At 27.9% G+C, this 11,477-nt stretch carries 13 protein-coding genes; 5 read left to right on the top strand and 8 right to left on the bottom strand.

Annotated features, from left to right (window positions below; all coding sequences use genetic code 11):
* From ACH2BO_RS07535 to ACH2BO_RS07520, 4 genes are all read right to left on the bottom strand, one after another.
* The coding region (locus tag ACH2BO_RS07535; protein ID WP_395044138.1) for a DUF6705 family protein at positions 1 to 225 on the bottom strand (225 nt) is incomplete at its 3' end.
* Between the two features lie 65 nt (positions 226 to 290).
* On the bottom strand, positions 291 to 863 hold the full coding sequence (locus ACH2BO_RS07530) for a DUF6705 family protein (protein ID WP_395044137.1): 573 nt from the start codon (positions 861 to 863) through the stop codon (positions 291 to 293).
* A gap of 49 nt (positions 864 to 912) precedes the next feature.
* A complete protein-coding gene (locus tag ACH2BO_RS07525; RefSeq protein ID WP_395044136.1) occupies positions 913 to 1,512 on the bottom strand; it encodes a DUF6705 family protein in 600 nt (199 codons plus the stop codon).
* A gap of 15 nt (positions 1,513 to 1,527) precedes the next feature.
* Positions 1,528 to 3,024: a hypothetical protein gene (locus tag ACH2BO_RS07520; protein ID WP_395044135.1), complete on the bottom strand. Its 1,497-nt coding sequence runs from the start codon at positions 3,022 to 3,024 to the stop codon at positions 1,528 to 1,530.
* A gap of 125 nt (positions 3,025 to 3,149) precedes the next feature.
* Between ACH2BO_RS07520 and ACH2BO_RS07515 the strand changes: the two genes are divergently transcribed.
* The 3 genes from ACH2BO_RS07515 to ACH2BO_RS07505 are packed head-to-tail and all read left to right on the top strand — an operon-like array spanning position 3,150 to position 4,095.
* The gene (locus tag ACH2BO_RS07515; protein WP_395044134.1) at positions 3,150 to 3,383 is read left to right on the top strand and encodes a helix-turn-helix domain-containing protein; all 234 of its coding nucleotides are present in this window, start codon (positions 3,150 to 3,152) and stop codon (positions 3,381 to 3,383) included.
* Positions 3,384 to 3,430: 47 nt separating this feature from the next.
* Entirely contained in the window at positions 3,431 to 3,682 is a 252-nt protein-coding gene (locus tag ACH2BO_RS07510; RefSeq protein ID WP_395044133.1) for a DUF6364 family protein, read from the top strand.
* Positions 3,682 to 4,095, top strand: coding sequence for a type II toxin-antitoxin system VapC family toxin (locus ACH2BO_RS07505; protein WP_395044132.1), 414 nt, complete (start codon positions 3,682 to 3,684; stop codon positions 4,093 to 4,095). The genes ACH2BO_RS07510 and ACH2BO_RS07505 overlap by 1 nt, the downstream gene beginning before the upstream one ends.
* Before the next feature lie 48 nt (positions 4,096 to 4,143).
* On the opposite strand, the gene ACH2BO_RS07500 is transcribed toward ACH2BO_RS07505, so the two are convergent.
* On the bottom strand, positions 4,144 to 6,765 hold the full coding sequence (locus tag ACH2BO_RS07500; RefSeq protein WP_395044131.1) for an AsmA-like C-terminal region-containing protein: 2,622 nt from the start codon (positions 6,763 to 6,765) through the stop codon (positions 4,144 to 4,146).
* A gap of 196 nt (positions 6,766 to 6,961) precedes the next feature.
* A complete protein-coding gene (gene sppA, locus ACH2BO_RS07495; RefSeq protein ID WP_395044130.1) occupies positions 6,962 to 8,728 on the bottom strand; it encodes a signal peptide peptidase SppA in 1,767 nt (588 codons plus the stop codon).
* A 226-nt stretch (positions 8,729 to 8,954) separates the two neighbouring features.
* On the opposite strand from sppA, the gene folK reads away from it, so the two are divergent.
* On the top strand, positions 8,955 to 10,088 hold the full coding sequence (gene folK / locus ACH2BO_RS07490; RefSeq protein ID WP_395044129.1) for a 2-amino-4-hydroxy-6-hydroxymethyldihydropteridine diphosphokinase: 1,134 nt from the start codon (positions 8,955 to 8,957) through the stop codon (positions 10,086 to 10,088).
* Here the strand turns inward: folK and ACH2BO_RS07485 are convergent.
* Positions 10,085 to 10,615: an RNA methyltransferase gene (locus ACH2BO_RS07485; protein WP_395044128.1), complete on the bottom strand. Its 531-nt coding sequence runs from the start codon at positions 10,613 to 10,615 to the stop codon at positions 10,085 to 10,087. The two genes, folK and ACH2BO_RS07485, sit on opposite strands and share 4 nt — an antisense overlap.
* A gap of 76 nt (positions 10,616 to 10,691) precedes the next feature.
* Positions 10,692 to 11,168: a DUF1573 domain-containing protein gene (locus ACH2BO_RS07480; protein ID WP_395044127.1), complete on the bottom strand. Its 477-nt coding sequence runs from the start codon at positions 11,166 to 11,168 to the stop codon at positions 10,692 to 10,694.
* Positions 11,169 to 11,361: 193 nt separating this feature from the next.
* Between ACH2BO_RS07480 and ACH2BO_RS07475 the strand changes: the two genes are divergently transcribed.
* Positions 11,362 to 11,477 (top strand): hypothetical protein (locus ACH2BO_RS07475; RefSeq protein WP_395044139.1); only part of this gene is annotated, 116 nt, incomplete at its 3' end.

Raw genomic sequence — 11,477 nt, 5'->3', positions numbered from 1 at the left:
GTCAAGCACTTGAGTTTTTTTCTCTAAAACAAAAGTTAATACTTGATTTCCATTTGTCCAACGCCATATCCCGTTAAACTTATCTAGTTCGCCATCAATATCTTTTATATAACTTCCAACTGGTAAGTCTTCTAACATATAACCTGAATGTAAACCTTCAATTACTTCTGTTTGAGAATAAACTAGGGTATTGGTAATAAATAATAGTATAAATAAATTTTTCATCCATCAAATTTAATAAAAAAGCTGTTCAATAACGAACAGCTTTTGGAAATTAATTTAATTTGTGATTAATCAACTTTTGTTAAAATTACATTTATTGGAATATTAAAAGTTTCCTGTGCTTGGAGTGGTCTAGTTTTGATATTCCATTGTACTTGTAATGGTAAACTTGTTGGATTTATTATATTCATTTTTAAAAAACCCGTAATAAAATCATCGCCATTATTTGCACAATTATTTTCCATATGACCTCCAAGAGTATTTGAACCATAGCTCGCTGCATATATTACACTATTAGTTGTTGTATTACTTATTGAATAATATTTTATTGAGTCATGGATTATTATCTCGTTTGGCATATTTGCATTTTCGATTATTTGAAAACTACCACCAATTCTATCCATATAATATTTTACTGGACTTCCCATAGGCATTTGTTCGTCTTTAGATAGAACAACTCTAAAAGTAATATTACCATTAATACTTTCCCAAGTACCAATAAAACTTTGAAAATTATTATCAATATCTTTAAAGTATTTACCATAATTATTTCCATTATTATAAGTATTGATATTAACAATTGTTTGTGCTTTACAAGTCACAACAAGTATAAGCAATATAAAAATATTTATTTTTTTCATCAATCAAATTTAATAAAAAAGCTGTCTTTTTATGGACAGCTTTTTGAAATTAATTTACTTTAGTGAGAATTATATTTGTTGGTATAATAAAAGTTTTAGGTTGAGTAAAACCATACATACCTTGCGGCAAGGTTATAACCCATGAAGCAGTTGGCGGTGAACTTCCAGCACTTATTGTCATGATCATATTCCCTCTAACTCCCATTGGATATTCATTGTCAAATACACCTGAGTTATCATGTATCTCACCATACAAGGATGTACTATCAAATGCCTTTCCTCGTATAACATTTGGCCAATCATCATTTGTATTACCAATTTTTTTGTCTGAGCGATACAATATGCTTTCATTGGGCAAATCTTTATTTAATATCATTTTAAAATGTCCTTCAATTCCATCTGCATAAAATTTTGGAGAAACTTCATCATAATAAGGTTCTTGAGTGACTTTCGATAAGATAATTTGAAAAGTTTGATTCCCATTTTGATACTCCCAAGTACCAATAAAATAATCAAAATTGTTGTCTAAATCGGCATAGTATTTACCTGTATCATCTGGTAATTGATTCCAAAGGTTTAAGTTTACAATTTCTTGAGCATTAATATTTAAACTTAATATTAAGCAAATTGTTAATTTTATATATTTCATAATTTTTTATTTAATTTAGTTACAATTTTCACGCTTAACACTAATTACACTACCTGTTTTTTGTAAAGAAACTTTTTTATAGGTAATGAAATCTGGTGTAATCTCATACATTTTAATTCCTAAATCTGCCTCTTTTAGCAATTCTAAAAAAGCTATTAAATCATTTTCATTACTTGTACTTGTTAAATTAGCTTGAATTTTACCTTTAACTGGGTAATAATATTTATCTGTAATTTCGCTTATTTTTTTAAATTTTGCACTATTAAATCCTACACCTACAGTTGTATTTGAAGTATTTCCAAAAAAATCTTTTAGTTTATCAATATCATTAAATGTTAATACATATTGCGTACCATCTGCTGTGGCTAAATAAAATAATGTTTCACTATCTATTTGATTATTATTTGCCAATTTAGCAAGTTTAGCTAAATCATCCATCGAAAATACTGAATATGTTCCTTGACCATTACCGAGAGCATCATGAGTGTGAGCAATCACTACATAAGGATGTGGAGGTGAATCATTAAGATTTATCATTCCGCCTACACCTGCTGGTATGTTTTGTATAGGATTTATAGTTGCGCTAGTTGCAGTATTATCAATAAACATTCCATTTTCATGAGTTTGAGAAGTTGTACCTTTCAATGCTAATAAACTTGTTTTTAACATCGGGAATTTTGTGTTAACTTGATTTATTAAATCACATGGTTTTAGTGTGCTATCTATACAATTAGCAGTATGACAAGGAAGTACAAGAGTTTCAAGTGGTTCATAAGGAGTAACACCACCAGTTGTTACAGTTATAGAACCATCTGGTGGATTTGTTCCAGGATTATTACCACCACCATCATTTATACATGTGGTCAATAAAGCTACATAAGCAGTATTATGCGAAATACAATAAGCATATGCTGTATGACCTGCAGGATCACCTCCACTTGTGTCATCACAAATAACATTGTAATATTCAAAACAAATTTCGCCACCAGTATTAATAAAAATCTTTTGATCTATATTTAAATCCGTAAATTCTGAATTTGTTATTTCATCAACAAAATAATGATTACTTTCAGTTTTTATTCCTTTTTGATTCATAGTATATTTGAAAATTGCAGCCGTTGTTTCATCATCCTTTACTTTAATCATGAGGTTTTCAAATTTCTTTTCCTCTTTCACCTCTCTTTCTATAAGAATTGTAAAAAGTACGGTTCCGTCAGGTTTTGTAATTATCCTAACTGGTTCATCTGGCACAATAGTAAACCCAAATTGATATTCGAGTGCAGTTCTCGCAGTTTCAGAAGTAGTTGAACTAAATTTTTTCTTAGTCAATTTACTGTAAGCAGTACTAAAAATTGGCATGTCGAGTGCTTCTTTCAATGATTTTTCTTTTAAATCAAAATTAATTCGATTTTGTCCAGTTATGTATTCTTTCTCTTGTGTGCAACTATAATACAAAAATGTTGCCAAATAAAAATAGAATAAAAATAAAAACTTTTTTAATAAATGTTTCATAAGCATTTGGTTTGTTGGTTAATAATTTAAATAACTAAATCAAATGTATAAAAAAATCGGTTACAAACACCCGATTGTAAACAATCACTTATATAAAATCGATTTTCAATAATTTGGTAATCGTTATGAAAGCTATAAGAAAAAAGGAAATTCCTCAAATTGTTATAAATGTTGGAATTAAAATGGGTAAAATTATTTTAGAAAAAAAATTGAAACAACGAGATGTTGCTCATGATTGTGGCTTAGATGTAGAAAACTTAAGAAAGTATATAAAAGGCAGGCAAGAAATGAAAATTAGTACCATGATGAAAATTGTAGATGCACTTCAAATTAATGTTTCAGATTTGTTTGATTTTTAATTACATATTATAAATTTACGTATATTTGTTTTTTAAAATATACGTATATGAATACTAAATTAACCTTATCTCTTGATGAAATAGTTATCAAAGAAGCAAAAACTTTGGCTAAGAAAAAAGGAAAAACTTTATCTGGTTTAATAGAAAATTATTTAAAATCATTACTCGAAAAAAAAGAAATTAATGAAGATGATATTTCTGAAAAAGTCATGAATTTGGTTGGATGTATAAAACCAATTGATGAAGAATTAGATTATAAAAAAGTGGTTTCAGATGAGATTTATAAAAAATATAAATAATGAAACATTTTTTTTTAGACACCAATATTGTTATTGATGTTTTAATAGATAGAAAACCATTTTCAGATTATGGAAAGCTAATCTTTGAAAAAGGAAATAAAGGAAATGTGAAATTATATATTTCAGCTTTATCGTTTGCAACAATTTATTACTATATAAGAAAAAGCACTTCGTCTCACAATAAAACAATTTTAATTTTAAAACAATTGGAATCATTTATTGAAACTACAGAGGTTACCAAAAAAATAATTTCTTTAGCGTTAGATTCAGATTTTAAAGATTTTGAAGATGCAATACAATATTTTTCTGCAAAATCTAAAAAGATAGATGCCATAATTACAAAAAATTCTAAAGATTACAAAAAAAGTGATTTGTTGATTCTATCTCCAGAAGAAGCTTTAATTATGATGTAAAAACCAAAATACTTTCAGGTTAGGAAAGGGTTTTGGTTTTTTTAAATATTAAGGTGCAGTAGTTTCTTTAGGTTTTTCTTTTTTCTTGAACAAACCATTAAGCAAATCTTTGGCTTTGGTTTTTACTTCTTCCTTAGCTTTTTCTTTTACTTCTTCTTTGGTTACAGGAATTTTAGTTTTTGTTGTATCGCCTGGTTTTTTATTTTTATCAATCAAATTTCCAAGTGCAGTTGTGCCTTTTCCTATCAATTGTTCTTTTTGTTGTTTTACCAGGTTATTTACCAAAGTTGTTGTTGCGGCTTTAATATCAGTATTTATTTTGGGTGTTGTAAATGAACCTCCAAGTATTGCATTTATTGGTATTGTTTCAAATTTTGCCGCGTTTTCCGGAGTTAATTTTGCAATTAAAGCATTGATATCTTTGCCTAAATATTTGGCTGGAACATCAAATTTTAAATTATAATTCATCAATTGGTCAAATCCATGTGTGCCACCAACGGTAACTTTTATGTCTTGGTATTTTAAATCAAATGGTTTTACGGTTACTTTTCCGTCTTTAAAAGTTAAAGCAGCTTTTAAATCATTTAAATTTAATTTTTTTATATCTATAAAATTTATATTAGAATCTAAAGCATTCAACAAAGTAGAATTACTAGAGTTTACTGTTGTAGAAAGCAATTGCCCAAGTAAGTCACCTGAAATAGTTTTCAAATCGGGTGTCATTTCATTGGCATCAAGATTTCCTGAAAGTTTTATGGTCGAATTTAATTTTCCGTTAATAATTCCTGCAATTGGTGCTATTTCTTTCAACATATCCAATTGAGTAAATGTTTGAGCGATATCAACTTGATTTAATCCAAGATTCATATTGAATTTTGGTGTTTTTTCTTTGGTAGAAACCATTCCGTTTACACCGATACTTCCTCCAAAAATATTTGTTTTTACATTCTCTAAAGTTACAGCTTGATCTTTTACAATCAATTTTCCTGTAACATTTTTTAAAGTTAAATTGTCATATAAAACTGTATTTGCAGAAGCAGTTAAAGAACAATTCAAGAAAGCTGGAATTTTCATTGCCTCAGTTTTACCTTTGGTTTTTGTTGCATCAGAAGTTGTCATGAAATCTGATACTGCAATTTGATTAGAGTTTAAATTAAAATTACCTTTCAACTCTTGATTTCTAAATACAAAACCATAGAAATTTTCTAAAACTCCGGTAACATTCATATCACTTTTTCCAGTTGTTGCTTTAAATTCTTGCAAGTTTACACGACTAGGATTAAACTGAACCATGGCATTACTTATGTTCATTGCTTTTCCGTTTTCATCAACATATTTAAAACCAGATAAACTCATTGTTCCTGCATTGTTGATGTTTTCATATTGACTTTTTTCAACAGATAGCATGTCAAATTTTGTAGTTACATCAGCATTTAAAATTCCAGAAAGAGGTTTGTCAAGTTTTATTGGGTATGCTTTAGAAAGGTTTCCAAGATTTATTGTTCCTTTTAGTGCAGCGTCAACCAAAGCATTTGTAGCAACATTTTTAATAGTTGCTTTGGCATTAAAAACATCTTGATCTATAGAAAATGATAATTTATCTAAATTTACATAAGTGTCATTCATCAAGCCAGTTTCGTTAACGATTTTGGTATCAATGACAATATTTTTAACCGATTTTCGTAAATCAGGATATTGAAAAGAAGCATTGTTGGAAGCAATTGCAATATTAAATTTTGGAACAGTTGTATCCGTTAACATTCCTTTTGCAAAACCAGCAACAGTAAAATCGCCAGATGTTTTTACATTATCCAAACTGCTAGAATAAGCAGCAGGAATCAATCCTAAGAAGTTTTTGAATGATGAAGTTGGCGTTTTAAATTTTAAATCATATTCTTGTCCGGCATCAACTAATTGAATAAATCCATTAAATTCTAATGGCAATTCATTGATTTTTGCTTTATTTTCTTTAAAAGTATATTTGCTGTTTTTTAAATCTATGCCAAGTACTGCATCCAAAGTTACCGAGACATTGTTCATATAATTCATCTTATCCATGTTTAAGGATAGTTTTGCTGTTGTTTTTGTATTTAAATCTAAAACATCGTTAGTAAAATCGCCTGTTCCAGAATGATTTATGCTGTCAATAACCATATTAATATTAGCCATTTCATCGGTATATTTAAACTTGAAATTTTCAACATCATATTCTTGAATTTTCAAAGCAAGTGGTTTGCTTTTTCCATCAGTTTTATTGTCTTTATTTTTTAATGCAATATCATAATTTGCAATTCCATCTTTATTGAAAATAATGTTTATCAATCCGTTTTTAGACGAAATACCTTCAATATTTAATGGTTCGTTTTCATCATTAAAGAGTTGCATCACAGACATTTTTAGATTTAATTCTTCAAATGAAACTAAAGTATCTCCAGCAAAAGGCGCTTTATTTATAATTGACAATTTTTCGATAGAAACATTAGCTTTTGGAAAATTCTTAAACAAACTTAAATTAGCATCTTCAAAAGCAACTTTTGCATCAAGATTTTGGTTTATAGATTTTGCAATTTTAGCTTTTATTTGGTCTTCAAATAAATAAGGTATTGCAAATGCAGAAACTACAAGTAGTAGCAAGATTACTCCAACAATTTTTAATATTTTCTTTACCATAATATTGAGCTTTATTATTTTATAAAAAAAGCAAAAACCTTGCCTTTAAGTTTTATATAATTACAAATTTAGTATTTTTCCTTCTTTTATGATTGTAATATTATCTTAAAAAGTTATACATTTACTATTGTGCAAAAAAAATCTGTTCACCATCGGAGAACAGATTTAAAAAACAATTAACCCAATTGTTTTTTGGCTAGTTTATTTTTAACTCATAAGCCATTCTTGCTTGAACACCTTTTTGAGTTGACATTTGTTTAATTTGTTGAAGTATTTTATAGTTTTGTTCACCAATTTCTTCTTTAATAATACTTTGTCTTGATTGTGCTAAACCAAAATTGGCTAATATATCTTCAAAACTTTTTTCGTATTCTGGAAAATTTTCAGTTTTATATTTTGTTATTTTTCCGAGTCTTGCAGCTTCTTTAATTGCTTCATCCATTCCACCAATTTTATCGACTAAACCAATTTTTAAAGCATCTTGACCGCTCCAAACTCTACCTTGTCCAATAGCATCAACTTGTTCAAATGTCATTTTTCTTCCTGTAGCAACACGGTTTACAAAAGTTGAATATATTGTTTCAACTCCTTCTTGTGCAAAAGCACGATAATTATCATCCAATGGTTTAAAAGGACTATAACCAGAAGCATTAGTATGCGTTTTTACTTGTTCTATGTCTAAACCAATTTTATCTGCTGCAATTGTAAAATTTGGTAACATTCCAAAAACTCCAATAGAACCAGTAATTGTGTTGGCTTCAGCAAAAATTTTATTAGCATTACAAGCAATATAATATCCTCCAGAAGCTGCATAATTTCCCATTGAAACTACTATTGGTTTTACCTTTTTAGTTAATTCTATTTCTCTCCATATTAGTTCAGATGTCATAGCATTTCCTCCAGGACTATTAATTCTTAAAACTATTGATTTTATATTTTTATCTTTTCTTGCATCTTGCAATGCTCTTCTCATTGAACCTTCTCCAATTATATTTATATCACCTTCACCATTGCCAATTTCGCCTTGAGCATAAATAATTGCAATTTTGTCTTTAGTACTATAATCTTTAGAGGTTGTTGCAACTTTTTCGGCATAGTCTTCAATGGTTACGCTATCATAATCATCATCTAAATCAACTTTTAATGCTTTTTTAATATCGTTGTGATATACATCTTCATAAGCAATTTTGTCAATTAGTTTTTCGGTTTTTGCCATTTCTGGTGTTCTTGCCAAAAGTCCTTCGGCAATTTCATTTAATCTAGTAACAGAAATATTTCTACTTTTAGCAACTTCATTTACTACAGAATTCCATATTGAACTCAATAATTGTGTAGTTTGTTCTCTATTAGCATCGCTCATTTTGTTTTCTAAAAATGGTTCAACAGCACTTTTGTATTTTCCGTGACGAATTATTTCCATTTTTAAACCCGATTTTTCTTGAAAATCTTTAAAAAACATAATTTCGGCTGACAATCCTTTAAATTCTAATTCTCCAATTGGGTTTAAATAAATTTCACTAGCAACAGAATTTAAATAATAATCCTTTTGAGAATAACCATCAGCATAAGAATATATAAATTTATTAGATTTTTTGAAATCTTCCAAAGCATCGCGCAACGCTTTTGTTTGTGCAATTCCAAGATTAGAATTGTTGTTCAATATAGAAATTCCTTTTATATCGTTGTCAGTTTTTGCATATTCTATAGCTTTTAAAACATCAAACAAACCATCATGTTTGTCTTTTCCGTTAAGAAAAGGCATGTCATTATAATTTGTTTTTCCGGCATAATCATGTTCAATTTTCGATAAATCTAGTTCAATAACCGAATTACTTTTTACAGATACAATATCAGAATCTCCACTTCCAGCAATAGCACCAATTAGCAATATTCCGAAGAAAAAAATCATGCAAAAAATAAATAGTCCAACTATAGTTGCTAACACATTTCCTAAAAATTTCATAAGTTTAATTTTCTTTATTAGTATATATAAAAGTTAATTTGTTACAAACCATTTACTTATTCTTTAATAAAAATAGTTATCAACAGAAGTTACAAATATACTTCAATTCTAAAATTCTTTTAGTTATTTTGCTAAATATGAAATCGCCAGCAAAATATGTTTTGTTATTAACAAAAATAAAAAAAACGATGCCATATTTGAGTGCCAAAAAATAGATTTTACAAATATGAATCAACAACATCAAGTTATACTTTCTTTAGGTAGTAATCAAGGCAATCGTCTCGAAAACATTGAGCGTTGCATAGATTTATTACATAATGAAGTTGCAACAATTATTAAAGTTTCTTCTTTGTATGAATCAGATTCTTGGGGTTTTAATAGCGATTCTTTTTATAATTGTGTGGTATTAGTTCATACTCATAAAAATGCTCAAAAACTTTTAAAAAACATTCTAAAACTAGAAAAAAAACTCGGCCGTGTTAGATCAGAAAGTAAAGAATATCAGTCTAGAATAATTGATATTGATATAATTGCATTTGATGATGAAATAATAGAAGAAGAGTTTTTGCAAGTTCCACATAAACATCTTGCAAATCGACTTTTTGTGCTTTTGCCAATGAAAGAAGTTGTGCCTTTTTGGATACATCCAATTTTGCAAAAGTCAATTTCAGAAATTTTAAAAATTTGTAACGACACAGGAAATTGTAAAAAAATATCCAAATTAAATGCACCATTAGAAATAATTAAATTAAATAAGTTCAATTACATTGCAGTTGAAGGTAATATTGGCGCAGGAAAAACAACTTTGGTTACTAAAATTGCAGAAGATTTTAATGCTAAAACAGTTTTAGAAAGATTTGCCGATAATCCTTTTTTGCCAAAATTTTATAAAGATCAAAACAGGTATGCTTTTCCTTTAGAAATGTCTTTTCTTGCCGATAGATACCAACAAATTTCTGATGATTTAGCACAATTTGATTTATTTAAAGATTTTATTGTTGCCGATTATCATATTTTTAAATCATTAATTTTTGCAAAGGTTACTCTTGCAGAAGACGAAGTGAGATTGTATAAAACTCTTTTTGATATTATTTATAAAGAAATGCCAAAACCAGATTTGTATATTTATTTATATCAAAACACAGAACGATTGCTTCAAAATATTAAGCGAAGAGGAAGAATTTATGAACAAGAAATTCCAGCAGAATATCTAGAAAAGATAAATAATGGATACTTAGATTATATTAAAACTCAAAAAGATTTAAACGTATTGATTATTGATGTTTCTGAAAAAGATTTTCTAAAAAATCAAGAAGATTACACTATGATATTAAAAGAAATTCAAAAAAAAATATGCTAGTTTTTTATTTTCTGAAATAAATCCCAAATTACAATTCCAGCACTTACAGAAATATTTAATGAATGTTTAGTTCCCAATTGCGGAATTTCTATGCTTCCATTACAAATTTTAATTGCTTCTTGCGAAACACCATAAACTTCGTTTCCAAAAACTAAAGCATATGTTGTGTCTTTTTTTGGACAAAATGATTCAAGCGAAATTGAGTTTTCTACTTGTTCAATTGCATAAACTTCTATATTATCTTTTTTTAAATTTTCAATAACTTCTATAATGTTTTTGTTGTGTTCCCAAGCAACGGTTTCAGTTGCGCCTAATGCGGTTTTATGAATTTCTTTATTTGGAGGAGTTGCAGTTATGCCACATAAATATATTTTTTCTATTAAAAATGCATCCGATGTTCTAAATACAGAACCAATATTATGTAAACTTCTAATATCGTCTAAAACAATAATTATTGAAGTTTTATCTGATTTTTTAAAGTCTTCAATAGATTTTCTATCAAGCTCACTGTTTTCTAATTTTCGCATTTCGCATTTAATTTTGGCAAAGATATTCAAAAAAAAAGCTTCCATTTCTGGAAGCTCTAAATATAAATATTTTAGTTTAGCTTTTTACTGGTTCAACTGCAGGAGTTGTTGTATCTGGTAAAACTGTACCTTTTATTGTCAAGATTTTTGTATCTCCTTGAACTGCATTAGATTTTATAGTTACATTTTTTGTAAAAGCACCAACTCTATCAGTTGCATATTTTACACCAATTACTGCTCTTGCTCCAGGTGCAATTGGTTCTTTTGGAGCTGTTGGAACAGTACATCCACAAGATCCTGTAGCACTAGTTATAATTAATGGTTTGTTACCATTATTAACAATTACAAATTGTCTATTTCCATCAGCATTGTGAGGAATGTTTCCATAATCAATAGTTTCATTTTCTATAACCATTCCAGCACCTTCAACACTAGGAATTTTTGGAGTTACAACTTTAGTAGCTTTAGCTTTTTTTGCTTTAGCTTTAGTTTGAGCATTTGATGATGTTACACCAAAAACAATCAACATAGCAAATAGTAATATTTTTTTCATTTTTTTTGATTTATTAATTAAATATAAGCAAATTTAAGTAAAAAAAATAGTAACAGTCATAATGATACTTAAATTTTTATTAAATGAAATGTTAATGGTGTATTTTCAATTTAAATAATTAAATTCGTAAACTCATTTTAAAAATCACTATCCTTTGTCATCTATAGAAAAAACAGCCAAAGAAACACCATTAATGAAACAATATAACGAGATAAAAAGGAAATATCCTGATGCTTGTTTATTGTTTAGAGTTGGTGATTTTTATGAAACTTTTGGTGAAGATGCTGTTAGAGCTTCAAAAATCCTTGG

This window comes from Flavobacterium sp. (assembly GCF_043773265.1).
Lineage (GTDB): Bacteria > Bacteroidota > Bacteroidia > Flavobacteriales > Flavobacteriaceae > Flavobacterium.
The sequence above is the reverse complement of the archived record's forward strand: the minus strand, read 5'-3'. Positions and strand labels throughout refer to the sequence as shown.